At 35.4% G+C, this 19,442-nt stretch carries 15 protein-coding genes, 1 tRNA gene and 1 pseudogene; 16 read left to right on the top strand and 1 reads right to left on the bottom strand.

What is annotated here, in order from left to right; all coding sequences use genetic code 11:
* Nucleotides 1-26: 26 nt before the first annotated feature.
* The 13 genes and pseudogenes from APF76_09540 to APF76_09480 all read left to right on the top strand — a co-directional run bounded on the left by APF76_09540 (nucleotide 27) and on the right by APF76_09480 (nucleotide 14,549).
* Nucleotides 27-680, top strand: a complete 654-nt coding sequence (locus tag APF76_09540) for a hypothetical protein (protein ID KUO48883.1) — start codon at nucleotides 27-29, stop codon at nucleotides 678-680.
* 64 nt (nucleotides 681-744) lie between these two features.
* The gene (locus tag APF76_09535) at nucleotides 745-1,317 is read left to right on the top strand and encodes a hypothetical protein (protein ID KUO48882.1); all 573 of its coding nucleotides are present in this window, start codon (nucleotides 745-747) and stop codon (nucleotides 1,315-1,317) included.
* A gap of 5 nt (nucleotides 1,318-1,322) precedes the next feature.
* Entirely contained in the window at nucleotides 1,323-2,666 is a 1,344-nt protein-coding gene (locus APF76_09530) for a glutamine synthetase (protein ID KUO48881.1), read from the top strand.
* Nucleotides 2,666-3,259 (top strand): hypothetical protein, encoded by a 594-nt coding sequence (locus APF76_09525; GenBank protein ID KUO48880.1) that lies wholly within the window; start codon nucleotides 2,666-2,668, stop codon nucleotides 3,257-3,259. Before APF76_09530 ends, APF76_09525 begins: the two co-directional genes overlap by 1 nt.
* 173 nt (nucleotides 3,260-3,432) lie before the next feature.
* Nucleotides 3,433-4,764, top strand: a complete 1,332-nt coding sequence (locus APF76_09520) for a glutamine synthetase (protein ID KUO48879.1) — start codon at nucleotides 3,433-3,435, stop codon at nucleotides 4,762-4,764.
* Between the two features lie 260 nt (nucleotides 4,765-5,024).
* Entirely contained in the window at nucleotides 5,025-6,395 is a 1,371-nt protein-coding gene (locus APF76_09515; GenBank protein ID KUO48878.1) for a pyridine nucleotide-disulfide oxidoreductase, read from the top strand.
* A gap of 16 nt (nucleotides 6,396-6,411) precedes the next feature.
* Nucleotides 6,412-7,293 (top strand): lipoyl synthase, encoded by an 882-nt coding sequence (locus APF76_09510; protein KUO48877.1) that lies wholly within the window; start codon nucleotides 6,412-6,414, stop codon nucleotides 7,291-7,293.
* Nucleotides 7,294-7,545: 252 nt separating this feature from the next.
* Nucleotides 7,546-8,652 (top strand): annotated as a pseudogene (locus tag APF76_09505) (hypothetical protein).
* Between the two features lie 45 nt (nucleotides 8,653-8,697).
* On the top strand, nucleotides 8,698-10,197 hold the full coding sequence (locus tag APF76_09500) for a glutamate synthase (GenBank protein ID KUO48876.1): 1,500 nt from the start codon (nucleotides 8,698-8,700) through the stop codon (nucleotides 10,195-10,197).
* Between the two features lie 10 nt (nucleotides 10,198-10,207).
* Entirely contained in the window at nucleotides 10,208-12,403 is a 2,196-nt protein-coding gene (locus APF76_09495; GenBank protein ID KUO48875.1) for a hypothetical protein, read from the top strand.
* 4 nt (nucleotides 12,404-12,407) lie between these two features.
* The gene (locus tag APF76_09490; GenBank protein KUO48874.1) at nucleotides 12,408-13,247 is read left to right on the top strand and encodes a diaminopimelate epimerase; all 840 of its coding nucleotides are present in this window, start codon (nucleotides 12,408-12,410) and stop codon (nucleotides 13,245-13,247) included.
* 19 nt (nucleotides 13,248-13,266) lie between these two features.
* On the top strand, nucleotides 13,267-14,430 hold the full coding sequence (locus APF76_09485) for an LL-diaminopimelate aminotransferase (protein ID KUO48873.1): 1,164 nt from the start codon (nucleotides 13,267-13,269) through the stop codon (nucleotides 14,428-14,430).
* A 44-nt stretch (nucleotides 14,431-14,474) separates the two neighbouring features.
* Nucleotides 14,475-14,549 (top strand) — tRNA-Val (locus tag APF76_09480).
* A 624-nt stretch (nucleotides 14,550-15,173) separates the two neighbouring features.
* On the opposite strand, the gene APF76_09475 is transcribed toward APF76_09480, so the two are convergent.
* The gene (locus APF76_09475) at nucleotides 15,174-15,416 is read right to left on the bottom strand and encodes a hypothetical protein (GenBank protein KUO48872.1); all 243 of its coding nucleotides are present in this window, start codon (nucleotides 15,414-15,416) and stop codon (nucleotides 15,174-15,176) included.
* Nucleotides 15,417-15,624: 208 nt separating this feature from the next.
* Between APF76_09475 and APF76_09470 the strand changes: the two genes are divergently transcribed.
* The 3 genes from APF76_09470 to APF76_09460 all read left to right on the top strand — a co-directional run bounded on the left by APF76_09470 (nucleotide 15,625) and on the right by APF76_09460 (nucleotide 19,243).
* Nucleotides 15,625-16,500, top strand: coding sequence for a hypothetical protein (locus APF76_09470; protein ID KUO48871.1), 876 nt, complete (start codon nucleotides 15,625-15,627; stop codon nucleotides 16,498-16,500).
* A gap of 64 nt (nucleotides 16,501-16,564) precedes the next feature.
* The gene (locus APF76_09465) at nucleotides 16,565-17,167 is read left to right on the top strand and encodes a hypothetical protein (protein KUO48870.1); all 603 of its coding nucleotides are present in this window, start codon (nucleotides 16,565-16,567) and stop codon (nucleotides 17,165-17,167) included.
* A 156-nt stretch (nucleotides 17,168-17,323) separates the two neighbouring features.
* Entirely contained in the window at nucleotides 17,324-19,243 is a 1,920-nt protein-coding gene (locus tag APF76_09460; protein ID KUO48869.1) for a threonine--tRNA ligase, read from the top strand.
* Nucleotides 19,244-19,442 lie beyond the last annotated feature (199 nt).

Here is a 19,442-nt window from a genome sequence, read left to right as displayed (position 1 = left end):
GAAATATAGACAAAAGAGGTATATATATGAATCTTAAGGCAAGAACATTAGATCTTGTTGAACAGAGAGATTTTCATGAACTAGCTATATTGGTCAATAATAATAAACGAGCTGTAAAATATATCTATTCAGTTTTGTATGAACCTAATGCTAGTAACAAATGGAATGGTATTGATGCTTTTGGGTATTTAGCCAAGGAGCTTGGAGAGTCTGATACGGAGTTTTTCAGAGAAATTCTAAGAAGATTTATCTGGATGATGAACGAAGAAGGAGGCAATAGCAATTGGAGCGCTCCTGAAGCTATTGGAGAGATTGTATATAATCAACCAGGGCTATTCGGATATCTAGCACCAGTAATGATTACTGCAGCTATAGACGAAAAGATTTTCCAGAAAGGGATGCTGTGGGCAATTGCTAGGTTCGGAGAAGTAATACCTAATGAGGTTATAAAATTTGAAAATGAAATTATAGAGTTTTTGCATTGTGATAATCCTGAGATAAAAGGATTAGCAGCAAGGGCATTAGGTAATAGCGGTATAAAAAAGGCAGGACCGATATTGCAGACAATGGTAAAAAATGATAAATTAATTGAAATATATATAGATGGAAAAAAGCATGTCTTAACAATAGGACAGATTGCTATAGAAGCTTTAGTGAAATTAGAGAAAACTAAAGTGTGAGATGTGATAGTATAATATTATTAATAAGTTTCTTATAAGATCAATCCAAGGAAGATGTGGTTTAATGAATGAGTTGAGGTGCATAATTGGCGGCGATGAAATAAATTTTCCATATTCTATTGAGGAATATATTACTTTAGAAGGTCATTTAGTCGTTGCTAAACCTAAAAATGCTCGGTCTTTATTACAGTCAGTAATTAACATAAGACCTGATATTATAATTATTAACGCTACAATACAAACAAATAACATTATAGAATTGTGTAAAAATATCTCAGAGCAAAATGTTGCACCTATTATATTAATTGCAAATCAATTGGAAACCAGTAAACTTACCTCATATATGAAGACAGACGTTTTTAACTATATCATTACTCCTATTACTAGGGATAATTTTATATCTATTTTAGAATTTTCAATTAGTAAGTTTCAACAAATAAATGATTTAGAAAAGAAAGTAAAAGAGTACGAAAAACAAATAGAAAGTAGAGTCTTAATAGAAAAGGCAAAGGGAATGTTAATGCAGAGAAAGGGTTTGTCTGAGGATGAGGCTTATAAAATGATGAGAAAGATTAGCATGGACCAATGCCTATCAATGCAGAGAGTCGCAAAGGCCATTATAAAAAAATTGGGGTGAAAATAATGAAGCATGACTCCTATCAAGTATTAGAGAAAGTAAAAGAAAATAATATAAAGTTTATCAGACTTCAGTTTACGGATGTTTTCGGTAGATTGAAGAATATTGCTGTAACAGTTGAGGAACTGGAGAAAGTTTTAAGCGGACAAAAAAGGTTTGATTCATCTGCTGTAATTGGGATAACTGAGAACCGAGAGGCAGATATCGTCCTAATTCCTGATCCAGATAGTTTAGTAATATTTCCATGGAGACCCAGAGAGGGAGCCGTTGCCAGGATGCTGTGTGATGTTTATAATCCAGACGGCAGTATTTTTGAATTTTGCTCTCGATCAATATTAAAAAAGGTTGTTAAGGATACTTATCAAATGGGATTTGATGTCCAAATTGGATCTGAAATAGAGTTTTTCTTATTTCACACAACAGCTGATGGTACTCCAACAATAAAAGCTCATGATCAAGCAAGTTATTGTGATTTAAGTCCTGTAGATTTAGGTGAGAATGCACGAAGAGACATGGTTCTTACCCTTGAGGAAATGAATTTTGAAATAGGGTCATCCCATCATGAAAACTCTCCGGGGCAAAATGAGATAGTACTTAAACCTGATGACCCTATAGATGCTGCAGATAAAATAGCAACGTTTAAATTTGTAGTAAGAACCATTGCCCAAAGACATGGGTTACATGCTTCCTTTATGCCTAAACCACTTATTGATACAAACGGATCCGCTTTACACTTACATTATTCAATATACGAAAATGGAAACAATATATTTTTTGATAATAATGCCAAGTGGCAATTAAGTCAAAAGGCACTAGCGTATATAAAAGGCACTTTGGAACACGCTGGGGGTATTACTGCTATTGCAAATCCAATAATTAATTCTTATAAACGCTTGTCACCAAGTTACGTTGCACCTTTTTATTTGGGGTGGTCTCAAACAAATAGGAATACCATGGTAAGAGTACCCTCCCAGAGAGATACAGGTTGTCGCATTGAATTAAGGAGTCCCGATCCTGCATGTAATCCATATACTGTATTAGCCACAAGCATTAGAGCTGGTTTAATGGGTATAAAAGAATATACAGAAAAAAGTAGTCTACCTGAGCCCAATGAAAATGTAGACTTTAAATTCTACAGTAATATAGATATACTCGAGGAACATAGAGATTGTATTTTACCTCGTAACCTAGATAGAGCTTTACAAATATTAAGGAACGATTCTCTATTGAAAGATACATTAGGAGAAAAATTTGTAAAATTATATCTAGATGCTAAGGGAAAAGAGTGGGAGAAGTTTAACTCATTTATTCATCCTTGGGAGTTAGATGAATATCTCATCCACGTGTAATGGTGGGGGTGAAAGCAGAGATGAATAACATTTATTTAGCTACTGAAGATAAAAAGCTTCATCAATTAGTTCAAAAAATAATGGCTAGAAATGGTTACCAAATAACAGAAAGAGCTGCATCTGCCGTTCAGGTAGTAAGAGATGTAAGACAAAGAAGATTTCAGTTGGCCATTATGGATTATTCTCTACCAGGTTTTTCTGCCTTGGACATGATTAATATAATGGAAATAGAGGACATCCCAGTAGTTCTGCTTGTAAATGGGTGGCAAACTAATTTTTCTGAGCTTACAAAGGCTGGTCAGGTCAATTCTATAGTTGTTAAACCAATTACTGAAAATAACCTTATACCTGTGGTAGAGTCTGTCCTAGCTGTAGCTCACAAAATAAAACTGCTTAAGTCTGAAATAGATACATTGAAAATGAAAATGGAAGCAAGGAAAACTGTTGAAAAGGCAAAGGGAATACTAATGAAAACCCTTAGTATTTCGGAAGATGAAGCATTTAAAAAGATACAAAAACAAAGCATGAATCAATCAATGTCTATGAAAGCAGTTGCAGAAGCCATTATAAATAGCTATCAATTATTCAAATAATTTTATTAAGGATATTGTCAAGTTAAAAGAAAAGTGATATAGTATAGGCAGGTTAAAAGTGATAGGCGATGGAGCCTATTATTCAAAGAGCAAAGACGCTCTCATGTGTAACATACTTTAGGTATGTGCATCTGAGGGCATTTTTTATTTTACAAATTTAGGAGGCAAAAAAAATGGATGAGTTAAGAAAAAAAGAAATTATGGAGAAAGCAAAAGAGAATGACGTAAAATTTATTCGACTACAGTTTTCCGACATTACAGGAGTACTTAAAAATGTTGCAATTACAATTGAACAGCTAGAAAAGGCCTTAGATGACGAATTGATGTTTGACGGTTCTTCAGTAGATGGTTTTGTTCGTATAGAAGAATCTGATATGTACTTAAGACCAGACCCTGACACATTTGTTGTTTTCCCTTGGAGACCACAAAATGGTAGGGTAGCGAGATTAATTTGTGATATATATAATCCTGATGGAACACCTTTTGAAGGATGTCCACGCGTAACTCTTAAAAGAGCAGTAGCCGAAGCGGAAAAACTAGGTTATACAATGTATGTTGGTCCAGAATGTGAATTCTTCTTATTCCATACTGATGAGAAAGGTCATCCTACTTTGGAAACTCATGATAATGCAGGGTATTTTGATCTAGCTCCTGTAGATTTAGGTGAAAATGCTAGAAGAGACATGTGTGTTATGTTGCAACAAATGGGTTTTGAAATTGAGGCTTCACACCATGAGGTAGCTCCAGGACAGCATGAAATTGACTTCAAATATGCTGATGCAGTTACAACAGCCGATATGATAGTAACATTTAAGTTTGTAGTAAGAACAGTTGCACAGCAACATGGTTTACATGCTACATTTATGCCAAAGCCAATAGTTGGCATCAATGGTTCTGGCATGCACACAAACCAATCCTTGTTTAAAGATGGAACAAATGCTTTTGATGATCCATCAAGAAATTATGGCTTAAGTCAAATAGCATATAACTATATTGGAGGATTACTTCATCACGCAAAAGCCATATGTGCTATTACAAACCCTACCATTAACTCATATAAGAGGCTAGTTCCTGGTTATGAAGCACCTATATATATTGCATGGTCCCATAGAAATAGAAGCCCGTTAATTAGAATTCCTGCTAAAAGAGGGCTATCAACAAGAGTAGAAATGAGGAACCCAGATCCAGCTTGTAACCCATATTTATCTTTAGCAGTAATGTTAAAAGCTGGTTTAGACGGGATTAATCGAGGATTAGATCCAGCAGCTCCAACAGATGTGAATATCTATACAATGACCGATGAAGAAAAGGATGCTAGAGGAATTGAAAGTTTACCACCAACTATTATGGATGCAGTAGCTGAGCTTGAGAAAGATCAAGTAGTAAAAGAAGCTTTAGGTGAGCATGTAGTTACTAAATTTAAAGAAGCAAAAGTTAAAGAGTGGGAATCCTATAAAATTCAGGTTACACCATGGGAAGTTGAGCAATATTTATCACGCTTCTAAAACCTTACTATTTTACACCATAAATAAAAACTACCATCAAAAGTAAAGACTGCCTAACTGCTTATAGTTTTAGGCAGTTTTTTCTTTGCACTATCACTGCTTTAAAGTTATGGTGTAAGCCAAGTTTTGTTTTACAACAATCTGTTAGAAATGGAAGGTTAGTCATTGTTTGTGTAGAATACAATAAAATAGTATACTAAATAGTGGTGGATATGTGTTTTTATTTTTGTTAATTCTTAGTGAAAAATGGAGGTGTCTATATGTATGATATAGTTGTCGTAGGTGGAGGACCAGGAGGGTATGTAGCAGCTATTCGTGGAGCTCAACTAGGTGCCAAGGTTGCCTTAATTGAAGCTAGCGAGCTTGGTGGTACCTGCCTAAATAGAGGATGTATACCAACAAAGGCAATGATAGCAAGTGTCGACAAACTTGAGGCAGTAAAAGAAGCTGGGGATTTTGGAATAGAGGTTGACGGATATAAGGTAAACTTTCAAAAACTTCAAGAAAGAAAAAATCAGGTTGTAGCCCAGCTTGTAAAGGGCGTACATTTTTTAGTTAAAAAAAATAAGATTGATCATTTTAAAGGCTATGGATTTCTTCTTAATGATAATGAATTAGAAGTAAAATCAGAGGACGGTTCTCAAAAAATATCAGGAAAGAACATTATTATAGCTACTGGTTCAGAACCCTTAGTATTTGATTCATTTAATTATGACGGTGTTAATATCATAACTAGTGACGAGGCCCTTGAATTACAAGAGGTTCCTGAAAGCTTACTAATTGTAGGTGGAGGAGTAATAGGATGTGAATTTGCTACTATTTATGCAGCCTTAGGTACTAAAGTAACCATCGTTGAAGCCTTACCCCGGGTATTACCCATGGTGGATAAGGATATTGCAATGCGATTACAAAGCTTTTTAAAGAAAAAAGGAATTACCATTAAAACAAAGACCATGATCAAGGAACTAATAGCTACAGAAGGTCAAGTAAAGGCTGTGATTGATGGTGGTGATATAATAGCCCAAAAAGTTCTCGTATCTGTAGGAAGAAAGGTTAGTTCTCAGGGATTTGGCATGGAAAATACGGGAGTTGAAATTGGTAGTAGGGGAGAAATTCTCGTCAATGAAAAGATGCAGACCAACATTCCCCATATTTATGCAATAGGTGATGTAACTAATAAAGTACTACTTGCCCATGTAGCTTCCGCTCAAGGAATTACTGCGTCAGAAAGTATAATGGGTAAGGAAAAAACAATGGATTATAAGGTTGTTCCAAACTGTATATTTACCAAGCCTGAGGTAGCATCTGTAGGCTTAACAAGTGATGAATGTACAACTGAAAATATAGCTATAAAGGTAGGCAAATTTAATTTTATAGCCATCGGAAAGGCTGTAGCAATGGGAGAAACTGATGGAATGGTCAAAATTATTGCTAGAGAAGACGACAATACAATATTGGGGGTTCACATCATAGGTCCCCACGCTGCAGATCTAATTTCTGAAGCATCAGTAGCTATTCATAGTAAGCTAACATTAGAGGACTTAGCAGAAATAATACATGCACATCCTACTTTATCGGAAGCAGTAATGGAAGCTGCCGAACAAGGGTTAGGCAAGGCAATTCACAGCTAAGTAGAAGGAGGACCCCATGAAAAGGGCAAGATTTCCAGAATGGTTAAAAAGAAGAATACCAGCATCAGCAAATATTTCCCAAACAAATGAAATATTAAAAAAATTAAATCTAAATACTGTTTGCGAAAGTGCAATATGTCCTAATAGAGGCGAATGCTTTAGTAAAAAAACAGCAACCTTCATGATCTTAGGAAATGTATGTTCACGTAATTGTAGGTTCTGTGCAGTTCCTGGTGATAAACCCCAACCTGTTGATTATGAAGAACCTGATAAAATTGTTGAGGCTGTAGGCCTCCTTGGCCTTAAACATGTAGTAATAACATCCGTTACTAGAGATGATTTGCCAGATGGTGGGGCAGAACAATTTAGTGAAGTGATAAGGAAATTAAAAGCTTTTAATAAAGATTTAATTGTTGAAGTTTTAACTCCCGATTTTGCTGGTTCCTCATCAGCTATTAAAACTGTTACATCTGCAAAGCCAGACATATATAATCATAATCTAGAAACAGTTTCTGAGCTTTATAGTACTGTCAGGCCAGAAGCAGATTACAAAAGAAGCCTTAATGTATTAAAATTAGTAAAATCAATCGATAAGGCTGTTTATACAAAATCAGGGATCATGGTAGGCTTAGGAGAAACCTTTGAGCAGGTAAAACAGGTTCTATATGATTTAAAGGTAGTAGGTTGTGATATAGTAACCATAGGTCAGTACCTTGCGCCATCTAAAGAGCATCTAGTAGTTAAAGAATATGTGCACCCAGATGTTTTTGAAAAGTATAAAGCTTTGGGCGAAGAAATGGAATTTAAACATGTGGCTGCATCTCCATTTGTACGTAGTTCCTTTAATGCGGCCGATTTTTCTGAAAAGGTCCTTAATAAAAATAAAACTCAAGTATAAAGTATACACTCAAGAAAAGGTATTGAAATTAACATAGATATACTTTATAATAATGAGCACAAATGAATAATAAATAAGGCAATGGCGTCTTTGTTACCAGAATTACTCTGGTGCAAAGACGTTTTTTAATGTAAAGGCAATGGCGTCTTTATGCCCAATCTTGGAATTGGGTGTAAAGAGGCTTTTTTATTTCAACTTAAGATGATTAATAAACTGCATTTACTAGGCTAATTTTTTAAGTAAAAAGGGAGGATGATATAGATGTGTGGTATAGCAGGACTTATAAGCCAGGAGAAAGTTAGAGAAAATGGGAAAAGAATACGTAAAGCAATAGTGTTGCAAAATGATAGGGGAAATGGACTAGGTGCTGGGTATGGGGCTTATGGAATTTTTCCGGAGTACAAAGATCTTTATGCATTCCAAGTATCTTTTAACGAAAACAGACAACAGGAAGAGGTTTACTCATATTTAAGTAATTACTTTAATGTACATCATAAGGAAAAGGTTGAGGTTTGGGGTAAGAAAATTAAAGACTATCCAATTATCTATAGATTTTTCCTTGAGCCAAAGGTCGAACAAATTCCATTCACTATGGTAGATGAAGAAGAAAGAGTAAGATTTGATGATTATGTGATCTCCCATGTAATGCAAATTAATTCGTCAATTGATGGTGCCTATGTTTTCTCTAGTGGCAAAAACATGGGTGTATTCAAAGGTGTTGGTACTCCTGAAGAAATATATGATTTCTATCGTTTAGATGAATATGAAGGATACTGCTGGATAGCACATAATAGATTTCCAACAAATACCCCAGGCTGGTGGGGTGGTGCCCATCCCCTGAGTCTTCTAGGATGGTCAATAGTTCATAATGGAGAAATATCCTCCTATGGAATAAATAGAAGATATTTGGAGACCTTTGACTACCAATGCAATCTTCAAACAGATAGTGAAGTTGTAGCATATTTACTAGATTTATTAATTCGCCAGCACGGTCTAAGCATTGAAGATGCTACTAAGGTCTTAGCTCCACCATATTGGTCTGAGATTAAAAGAATGCTAAATACTTCAGAAAAGGCAAGGTTAATAGGATTAAAGACAGTATATGAATCAGCCATGTTAAATGGGCCATTTGCTATTTTATGTGGTCATGATAATGGACTCTTTAGTCTGACAGACAATACAAAGCTTCGTCCCATGTCTGTGGGAGTTAATAAAGGTTACAATTATTTCAGTAGTGAATTATCGGCTCTTTTTGAGATGGAAAACAGTATCAATGAAATATTCACTCCAAGAGCAGGAGAGCCTGTAATAGCATCCTACCAAAAGGAGGAAAGCATGCTCCAAAAACATGCTTCCTGATCTGACTTAACAGGTAGAAAAGCAATAAAACAGGGAGTGGTTAAAATGCAGAAGTTTTACGATATTGGTCTAAAATCCTTATATAAGCCGGAGTTTAATTATGAATTGTGTGACGGATGTGCTGAGTGTGCTAAAGAGTGTTCATTCAATGAGATAAAAATTAATCTCAAAGATGGTAAGAAGCTACCAGTAGCCAACCAAAAATCCTGCGGGGCATGTCATCGTTGTGAACTGACTTGTCCTAGAGGGGCTATCACAATAGTTGATAGACCATCACCACTTAGAGTTAATAAATCATGGGACTATAGAAATGTTAATAGGATTCACTTACAGGCATCATCAGGAGCAGTTGTTTTAACTGGCATGGGATCTGACAATAATCTCCCCATGTATTTTGATAGAATTACCTTTAATGCCTGTCAGGTAACTAATCCATCTATAGATCCACAGCGAGAACCCATGGAAACATTCACTTATCTAGGCAGAAAGGAAGTTTCTTATGGAAAAGACCATAAGGCTAATAAACTGTTGGAGATTGACCTTCCACTAGTCTTTGGCCCCATGTCTTATGGTAGCATCAGTTTAAATCTACAAAAAGCACTAGCAAGAGTTGCTACAAAAAAGCAGATGTTGTGGTATTCAGGAGAGGGTGGACTCCATAGAGATTTATATGACTATGCACCACGAGCTGTATTACAGATAGCGTCAGGACGTTTTGGAGTAAGTCCCGAGTATCTCAGAGTTGGCTCAGCATATCAGATAAAGATTGGGCAGGGAGCAAAGCCTGGGATAGGTGGGCATTTGCCAGGAGAAAAGGTTTTACCTGGAATTTCCGAAACAAGAATGATACCCCTCCATAGCGATGCTATATCACCTGCACCACAACACGATATTTATTCTATTGAGGATCTTAGACTTTTGATTTATGCCATTAAAGAAGCAAATGATTATAAACCGGTATGTGTAAAGATTGCAGCAGTTCATAATGTTGCAGCCATTGCTACAGGAGTTGTCCATGCAGGTGCAGATATGATCTATATAGATGGGTTTAGGGGTGGCTCAGGGGCTACGCCTTCAATTGTAAGAGACAATGTAGGGATACCTATAGAGCTGGCATTGGCTGTGGTTGATGAAAGACTGCGAAAAGAAGGTATCAGGCACAAAGCTTCTATAATTGCGGCTGGTGGAGTAAGAAATAGTGCTGATGTGATGAAATGTATAGCTTTAGGAGCAGATGCTGTAGCTATTGGAACTGCCGCATTAATTGCGTGTGGATGTCACATGTGTCAAAGGTGCCATTCTGGAAAATGTCCTTGGGGATTAACTACCAATGAAGAAGATCTTATGAAACGTTTAGATGTAGATTGGGCTGAAGAAAGACTTGCCAATCTTATTGAGGGTTGGCATCATGAAATGCAAGAAATTATGGGTCTTAATGGAATATACGATATCGGGAGCTTTAGGGGTAATAGATTGCTATTAAGAGGTCTCGGTTTAAATGCAAAGGAATTAGAAGTATTAGGTATTCAACATGCGGGAGAATAGAGGTGATACCATGTCATATGTTATAGATGCTAAAGAGCTTTATTATAAAGACCTTAACCGTAAAATAAGAGTTGCTTTAAAGGAAGGCCACAAAAACATTCTCCTACGAAATGTTTTAGGTCAACGATATATTGGTACAGGAATAGCTGATGCTGGAGCGGTAATAGAAATTGAGGGTATTCCTGGGGAAGATCTTGGTTTTGCTTTAGAAGGAAGCAAAATAGTAGTAAAAGGTCATGCCCAAAATTCTATAGGCAATACAATGGATAGTGGTAAGATTGCTGTTCATGGTTTAGCAGGCGATGCCCTTGCCTATGGAATGCGGGGAGGAAAAATCTTTGTAAGAGATGACGTTGGTTATAGAGTAGGTATCCATATGAAGTCTTACAAGGAAAAAGTGCCTACTTTAGTGATAGGTGGTACAACAGGAGATTTTCTTGGTGAATATATGGCTGGAGGAACTATTATTGTTCTGAATAAGCATAATATTAATAGTGGAGTAGTAGGAAAAGCTAGTAATACTCTTGCAACAGGTATTCATGGAGGAGAAATTTTTATTTTTGGCAGTCAGATCGAGGATTATCAACTAGGGATTGGAGCTGCTTTTTCTGAAATATCCAAGGAAGACATGGAAAGAATTATCCCATTAGTTGAAGAGTTTTGTGATGAGTTTAGTTTTGAACCTGAATCATTGCTTAAGAGAAATATTATCAAAATTACACCTATAGGTAACAGGCCCTTTAGCAGTTTCTATTTTCCTGCTTATCCTGTTAATACAGGTTTACAGCCAGTTCATAAAGAAAGAAAATCCCCATGTGAAAGCTCCTGTCCTGTTGGTATTCCTACAGGAAGATTTCTAAAATATATCAGAAATAATGATACGAAAAAAGCAATAGAATTGTTAGATGAATATACTCCATTTAGAAATAGTTGCTGTGGGCATATATGTCCGCACCTATGTATGGATGGATGTACAAGAGGCTACTTGGATTTTCCAATACAAAGTAGTAAACTGGCAAAGACTTATAAAAGTAATGCGGTATCTGGCACAATAGGAAAATTTAAAGGATCTATTGGCATAATTGGAGGAGGACCTGCTGGTCTCACAACAGCCTATTTCTTGGCCCGTTTAGGCTATAAAGTAAAAATATATGAAGGTGATGAGAAACTAGGGGGAAAAATGTTTCAAGTAATCTCAAGGCAAAGATTACCTCTTGAGGAATTAGAACATGATCTAAAGAGAATTCTAGAAATGGGTGTGGAGGTAGAAGTTAATTCACCAGTAGATGCAAAAAAATTCCAAGAAATAGCTGATAAGCATGATAGTGTTGTAATAGCGGTGGGTGCACATAAAGGAATGTTTCCTCCCATTCAAGGTATTGAGGTAGCAACACCTGGCATAGATTTTCTCAAAGACTATAATAGAGGAAAAGCACCTAAACTAGGGGAAAAAGTAATAGTTTTAGGAGCTGGTGATGCAGCCATTGATGGTCTAGAAGCAGCAATAGAAATGGGTGTTCAAGGAGAGAATCTAACTGTACTAGATATTAAAACTCCATCAGGAAATAAAGAGGAAATTAATAAATTAAGAGGAAAAGGAATAAACTTTAAGTATCCAGTCTTTGTAGAAGAGATCACCCAAGAAGGAAGTGTAGTGGCAAAGGATCAGATGGGAAACATTTTGAACTATACTGCTAATAGTATTCTCGTCTTTACAAGCGAGGTACCAGTTTTGGACTTTTTGCCAAAGGATTTAAAAGAGCAAACTGATACGAGAGGATTTATGAAACCAGTTTCTGAGAAAAGATCTAGAATAGAGAATTCAAAAATCTATTGTGTTGGTGATGTAAGTGGCTTAAAGATTGTTGCAGAAAACATATCTTATGCAAAAAAATGTGCACATGAAATTCATGCAGATTTGCAGGGTATTGAATATCAGTATAGTATTAATATAAAAAGTAATAATTTTCCTCTAGAACCTTATAAATGCTCTCCCCTAGACCATAATAGTGCTATTGAAGAACATGAGCGTTGTCTGCATTGCGGTGTATGTATTCAATGCGATGAATGTGTAGAAGCTTGTCCTAGAGGAGCAATTATCAGAGAGGATCAAACTTTTCATGTGGATTTGCAAAAATGTGGGGGCTGTGGTACTTGTGCAGCTGCATGTAAGGGTTCAGTTATACAAATGATAGAGAGGGGATAAAAAAATGAAGTTTGTAAAGATGCATGGTTTAGGTAATGATTTTGTAATTGTAAACAACATAGATAATAGTGTATCTATGGATTATGCTCGTACGGCTATGAATATTTGTCATAGACAATTTGGTGTGGGTGCTGATGGACTAGTGGTATTATTGCCTTCAGAAACAGCTCATCTTACTATGAGGATTTTTAATCCTGATGGGTCTGAAGCTGAAATGTGTGGTAATGCAACTAGATGTGTAGCAAAGTATGTATATGAAAAAGGAATAATTAAGGATGAGATAATTAAAATTAGCACATTAGCTGGTCCAATCATAACTGAAATCAAGACAAAAGGTGAAAAGGTTGAAACTGTCAAGGTGAACATGGGAGCTCCGCGTCTAAAGCCTGAGCAAATACCCACAACGCTAGAAGGAAATCCAGAGGTCGTTAACCAGCCACTAAGCATAAATGACCAGCATTTTAATCTAACATGTGTCTCCATGGGAAATCCCCATTGTATTATATATGTTGACAAGATAGAAGATGTACCTTTACAAAAATGGGGTCCATTGCTAGAAAAGGCGGAGGTATTTCCAGCGTACACAAATGTAGAGTTTGTAGAAGTTGTTGATGATGCAAATGTAAAGGTTAGGGTATGGGAGAGAGGTGCTGGCCCAACAATGGCCTGCGGAACAGGTGCATGTGCTGTAGCAGTTGCAGGAGTATTAAATGGAAAGAATAAACGAGAAGTAAAGGTTCAGCTCCCAGGAGGAATACTTGAAATCCAGTGGAATAATCAGGACGATCTAGTCTATATGACTGGTACTGCCCAGTATGTATTTGAAGGAAATTTGATAATATAATATCTAAAGAGGTGAACTAATGATTAAACAAGCTGAAAGAATTGCAAAACTTCCACCATATTTGTTTGCACGCATAGAACAAAAAATTGATGAAGCTAAAGAGAAGGGGATTGATATAATTAGCTTAGGAATTGGAGATCCCGATCAACCAACTCCTGATTATATTGTAGATGAATTAAACGTTGCTTCTAAGAAGACAGCAAATCACCAGTATCCAAGCTCAGTAGGAATGCTTGAATATAGGAAGGCTGTTAACAATTGGTATGAAAGACAGCACGGGGTATCATTGGATCCTAAAACTGAAGTGGTTTCACTAATTGGTTCAAAGGAAGGGATAGGTCATATATCATTTTGTTATGTAAATCCAGGAGATATAAATCTTGTTCCTGATCCTGGTTATCCAGTTTACGGAATAGGAACTATCCTTGCAGGAGGCACTCCTTACCTATTACCTCTCAAAGAGGAGAATAGCTTTCTTGTTGATTTAGAATCCATACCTGCAGATGTAGCCCAAAAAGCAAAGTTGATGTTTATCAATTATCCAAATAACCCAACAGGAGCCGTTGCTAATAGAGAGTTTTTTGAAAGGGTTGTAGCTTTTGGGAAGAAATATGATATTATAGTATGCCATGATGCTGCATACTCTGAAGTTTTCTTTGACGGGCAAAGGCCTTTAAGCTTTATGGAGATCCCCGGGGCAAAAGATGTTGGTATAGAATTTAATTCTCTTTCCAAACCTTTTAATATGACAGGCTGGAGAATAGGTTGGGCAGTTGGAAAACGAGAAGTTATAGAAGCTTTAGGAAGAATCAAATCCAACATAGATTCAGGTGCATTTCAAGCTGTTCAGGTTGCCGCAGTAAAGGCTTTGACAGGACCATTAGACTGTCTAGAAGATATGCGTAGAACATATCAAGAAAGAAGAGACATTGTAATTGATGGATTAAACACAATGGGATGGAAGCTTAAAAAGCCTATAGGAAGTTTCTATATTTGGATTCCAGTACCTAAAGGATATACTTCTACAGAATTTTGCGAATTAATTCTTGATAAAGCAAATGTAATAATCACACCTGGAAATGGATATGGTGAATATGGAGAGGGTTACTTCAGAATTTCATTGACAATAGAACCAAAGCGGTTAACTGAAGCTCTTGAAAGAATGAAAAAAGTAAATTGGTAGCATTGCAAAAAACGGATAAAGAGTGTATAATATGTTAGGTTAAAGGGCAATTAACTCAGTGGTAGAGTGCTACCTTGACGTGGTAGAAGTCGTGGGTTCAAGTCCCTCATTGCCCACCAATTTATTTTGCAGTAGTAGATAGACAGTCCGTTTTGGGCTGTTTTTTATTGCATTCATCTAAGTATAATTTATCCGATGACTATCACCGCTAGCCTTGCATGGGTTCAGCTATGCCAACAAGTTGACAAGTTTCACTCCAAGACTCCCATCTTCTAGCTTTGCACTGGTATTTCTACGTTGCAAAAATCACAATGCTAGAACTACTGGCGGCTCTGCACTAGTATTTCTACGCATTGCTAAAACACAATGCTAGAACTACGGTCGTAGGTGGGAGATAAGCGGTGCTATGTCCCTGGATAACGGTTTCCCCTAAAGGATTAACATTTAATCTGCTGATTAAATGAAGTTTCGCTCTATAACCTTCAGATGGAGTAATTCAGTGAAACTTAGTTCAGATGTTTTTCCCTGAACTGTAGTTGAACTAATCCTGTGGGAAACCCCACCTGAAGCCAAGAATCCTGTTTATCCAAAATATTCTATATGGGTTAAGACCCCCCACTTCTATAAGTGAGCTCTAAAACAGGTGGAGTATGATTACCTGATGTTCAGCTTTGGCTGAAAGAGTTCACTTGAGTTAAACTATTAAATGGAACCTGATGGTTCCATTTAATAGTTTAATAGTATTAGTGAATATTTTGCTTACCAATTCTTACTAAAAGATTAGCTATTGTATACTTTTCCTCATTTGTTGCATTGTCCCACATGGATTTCATTAAAGCTTCTTCACTAGTATCAGGTTTTGTAAATTTTTCTAGAAGATTACCTAAAGAAACAACACCTTTTACCATATTCTCTTCAGAAACTCCGTGTTTTTGACCTTCTCTTATCTTTTCTGCTAATTCCTTTGGAAATTCTAATTCAGCCATTATATTCACCTCCATTATCTATTATCTCCGAAATAATTTTTTTTACCCATTATATAGGATGTATGATTTTTATAGATAATATTACCTTGTTTTCAAATAAAATATATTAAAAAAGTATATTGTTAAGTGTGGTAGCTTATTAGTTTACTAATTGAATACATTAAAAACAATCTACATATATTGATAGAGGAAAGGGGAGTGATTAAAAATGGGTTTAGTATACTCAATTGGCACCAAAAATGGAAACGAATTAATGAATAAAGAATTGGAAACTCAAATCAGTAGTATGAAAGAACAAGGCTTAATAATGGACAAAACAATGAAAACAATCGGTAAATACTATTTTTATGAATTAATTCTGCCAGATGATTATAATAGTAAATCCCGAAGGTATTGTATTACTTCACTAACTTCTGCTTTAACTAACTTAATAGTTGATAAATATAAGGATATTGTGATTTACCAAACAATAAAGAATCACTATTATTATTTTAATATAGAGGAAAGAAAAGCTATTGGTGAAAAAACAGCAATTTATTTACAGGATATACCTGAAATGCAATACCATAAGGAATGGAAAAAAAGAGTTTCTAAAAGAATTATTAAGCACCTAGAAACTAATAATAATTTGATAATCGATGGCTTTGTAAACTTTAGGTTGAAAGATTTCTGTAATGAGATACAATTAGCTGTAGAAGATTCTGTAGAAGATTATATTCTTGAGAAAGAATATGACGAATTTGTAGATTTGCTAAAGCATCTAATAAATATTACAAAATCGAAATTTGAAAATGTCCATATATTTTTTACTAGCTCAGGTAGCTTTAAGCTTTATGATGAAGATATGCAGGGAATACAATTTTATAATTACGGGATTAACTTAATGGACGAACACATAAACTACGAAGATGTACTTATAAGTTCTTTAGTAACTTTTGCTCCAAAAAACTTAATACTTCATAACTTTAAACTAACAGATTACCACACATTGATTACTACTTTAAAAAAAGTTTTTGGTGAAAAAAATGTGATAAAATGTAAAGGCTGTAGTAAATGTAGTAATTCATATTCAGAAAATAACTGAACAAACTAAATAGAGCAATTATCACTTATAAGTAAAATAAGGATCTAGCTAAGGATGAAACTTTATGGAACTAAAATTCATAGTAATCCCTATCTTGGGAGCACTAATAGGTTGGATAACCAATCTATTAGCAATTAAACTAATATTTCGTCCATATTATCCTATAACGATTCCATTATTCAATTATTCTATACAGGGTATTATTCCAAAAAGGCGCTATGAGATTTCGGTTAATATTGGCAAAGTAGTTGAAAAGGAGCTTCTATCAGTACAAGATATACTGCCTATATTTGAAAGCGGTATAAATGACACACATTTTATCAAAAATATATCCAGTATTATTAAGGCTGATTTGCTTAATAGGTGTCCTGCTTTTTTCCCTTCAAAACTTAAGGAAACTGCAGGCAATTTGATTGAAGACATCCTACTAAAGGAGCTACCAAAAGTTCTTCCTAACCTAGCAAAACATGGCCTGGAAAACTTAGGGGACAATATAGATATTAGCAGTATTGTCGAAGAAAAAATTAATAATTTAGAGTTATTTGAGTTTGAAGAAATGCTAATTAAAATAACTAAAAAAGAATTAAAACATATCGAATATCTAGGTGGCGTACTTGGATTTTTAATTGGATTATTACAGCTACTGTTAATTACTTTATTAATGTAACATTTAAGATTGGTTTGACAAAAATACTTAAATACCGTTATAATTCTTTTCAAAGATTATATTTAAAATGGTGATATATGTCCATTTATTTCAGGGATGGCTTTTGATTTCACTATTAATATATAAGCAAATTTATTTAGCACAGGAGGTAATTTTATGTCTGGAATAACTATTACTCTTAAGGATGGTAGTCAGACTGAATATCCAAAGGGAACAACACCATTTCAAATTGCAGAAATTATAAGCAAGAGACTTGCTAAAGAAGCTGTAGTAGCAAAATTTAATGGAGCTATCGTTGGATTGGACAAGCCATTGCAGGAGGACGGAGAACTTGAAATACATACTTTTGAAACAGATGAAGGCAAGAATTGTTATAGACATAGTGCATCACATATTTTAGCAGAGGCAGTTCAACGATTATTTCCTGGGACCAAGCTTGGTATTGGTCCAGCCATTGAGGATGGATTCTATTATGATTTCGATTCAGAACATAAGTTTACTCCCGAGGATTTAGAAAAAATAGAAAATGAAATGCAAAAAATAATCAAGGAAAAAGAAGATTTTAAAAAAAGAGAAATATCAAGGGCAGATGCGATAAAGCTTTTTAAAGAACGGGGAGAAGACTATAAAATTGAACTGATTAATGATCTTCCAGAGGATACAGCAATATCTCTCTATGAAAATGGCCAGTGGCTTGATTTATGTGCTGGACCTCATGTTGCTAATACTGGTGATATAAAAGCAATAAAACTATTATCCTTAGCAGGAGCTTATTGGCGAGGATCCGAGAAAAATCCAATGCTCCAAAGGGTTTATGGTACAGCCTTTCCAAAGAAAAAGTCATTAGATGAGTACCTTGAATTTATAGAGGAAGCAAAAAAGAGAGACCATCGTCGTCTTGGAGCCCAGTTAGGTCTTTTTAGTATGCAAGAGGAAGGGCCGGGATTTCCATTTTTTCATCCAAAGGGAATGGTGTTAAGAAATCAATTGGAGGATTTTTGGAGAAGGGAACATAAAAAGTGGGGCTACCAGGAAATTAAAAGTCCCGTTATTTTAAATAAAGTGCTTTGGGAAAGATCAGGACACTGGGAGAATTATAGAGAGAATATGTACTACACAAATATAGATGAAAATGATTTTTGTGTAAAACCTATGAATTGTCCAGGTGCAATGCTTGTTTATAAATCTGAGCAGCATAGCTATAGAGAATTTCCAATTAGATTAGCTGAAATGGGTTTAGTCCATAGGCATGAAAAATCAGGTGTGCTTCATGGTTTAATGAGGGTAAGAGCATTTACTCAAGATGATTCACATATCTTTATGTTGCCTTCTCAAATTACCGATGAGATAAAAAATGTAATTGATCTTGTTGATTATTTCTACAATACTTTTGGTTTTGAATATACAGTAGAACTTTCAACAAAGCCTGAAAAAGCAATGGGTTCAGATGAAACTTGGGAGAAAGCTATTAAGGCATTAAAAATAGCATTAGAAGAAAAGGAAATTGCCTATAAAATCAATGAGGGAGATGGAGCTTTTTATGGTCCCAAAATTGATTTTCACTTAAAGGATTCCATAGGAAGGACCTGGCAGTGTGGTACAATACAACTTGACTTTTTAATGCCAGAAAAATTTGACCTTTACTACATTGGAGAAGATGGTGGAAAACATAGTCCTGTTATGATCCATAGAGTAGTACTCGGTAGCATAGAAAGGTTTATAGGAATTTTAATTGAACACTATGCAGGTGCCTTTCCTTTGTGGCTTTCCCCTGTACAGGCTAAAATATTACCAATCGCAGATACTCATGGCGAATATGCCGCAATGGTATTGAAAAAGTTAGATAATAAGGGTATTCGTGCAGAAGTAGATTACCGTAATGAAAAAATTGGTTATAAGATTAGAGAGGCCCAGCTTCAAAAGGTTCCTTATATGTTAATTATAGGGGATAAAGAAGTTGAAAATAGGGAAGTATCTGTTAGAAAAAGAAATGCAGGTGACCTAGGTGGCCAACCGTTAGACATTTTTATTGAGGAAATAGTAAAAGAAAGTGAAATGCCAAAGAGCACTAAATAATTTGACAGGATACTTAAACTCATGATATAATTCACAACTAGAGAATTAAATATAATTTCATATTTAATATTTAAGAAGAGGCCCGAAGCTTCTCACCCTATGGCTAACGCTTATAGGGTTGCGTTGTCAGTATATTTTTAGTTACTGATTAGCATTTTAAACGGGCATAGTATGTCCGTTTTTTTGTTGCTATTGGGCA

It is taken from the genome of Desulfitibacter sp. BRH_c19, from assembly GCA_001515945.1.
Lineage (GTDB): Bacteria > Bacillota > DSM-16504 > Desulfitibacterales > Desulfitibacteraceae > Desulfitibacter.
The sequence above is the reverse complement of the archived record's forward strand: the minus strand, read 5'-3'. Positions and strand labels throughout refer to the sequence as shown.

Coding starts and splice junctions, on each gene's coding strand:
- APF76_09540 (KUO48883.1), top strand. CDS start 27: ATGAATCTTAAGGCAAGAACATTAGATCTTGTTGAACAGAGAGATTTT.
- APF76_09535 (KUO48882.1), top strand. CDS start 745: ATGAATGAGTTGAGGTGCATAATTGGCGGCGATGAAATAAATTTTCCA.
- APF76_09530 (KUO48881.1), top strand. CDS start 1,323: ATGAAGCATGACTCCTATCAAGTATTAGAGAAAGTAAAAGAAAATAAT.
- APF76_09525 (KUO48880.1), top strand. CDS start 2,666: ATGGTGGGGGTGAAAGCAGAGATGAATAACATTTATTTAGCTACTGAA.
- APF76_09520 (KUO48879.1), top strand. CDS start 3,433: ATGGATGAGTTAAGAAAAAAAGAAATTATGGAGAAAGCAAAAGAGAAT.
- APF76_09515 (KUO48878.1), top strand. CDS start 5,025: ATGTATGATATAGTTGTCGTAGGTGGAGGACCAGGAGGGTATGTAGCA.
- APF76_09510 (KUO48877.1), top strand. CDS start 6,412: ATGAAAAGGGCAAGATTTCCAGAATGGTTAAAAAGAAGAATACCAGCA.
- APF76_09500 (KUO48876.1), top strand. CDS start 8,698: ATGCAGAAGTTTTACGATATTGGTCTAAAATCCTTATATAAGCCGGAG.
- APF76_09495 (KUO48875.1), top strand. CDS start 10,208: ATGTCATATGTTATAGATGCTAAAGAGCTTTATTATAAAGACCTTAAC.
- APF76_09490 (KUO48874.1), top strand. CDS start 12,408: ATGAAGTTTGTAAAGATGCATGGTTTAGGTAATGATTTTGTAATTGTA.
- APF76_09485 (KUO48873.1), top strand. CDS start 13,267: ATGATTAAACAAGCTGAAAGAATTGCAAAACTTCCACCATATTTGTTT.
- APF76_09475 (KUO48872.1), bottom strand. CDS start 15,416: ATGGCTGAATTAGAATTTCCAAAGGAATTAGCAGAAAAGATAAGAGAA.
- APF76_09470 (KUO48871.1), top strand. CDS start 15,625: ATGGGTTTAGTATACTCAATTGGCACCAAAAATGGAAACGAATTAATG.
- APF76_09465 (KUO48870.1), top strand. CDS start 16,565: ATGGAACTAAAATTCATAGTAATCCCTATCTTGGGAGCACTAATAGGT.
- APF76_09460 (KUO48869.1), top strand. CDS start 17,324: ATGTCTGGAATAACTATTACTCTTAAGGATGGTAGTCAGACTGAATAT.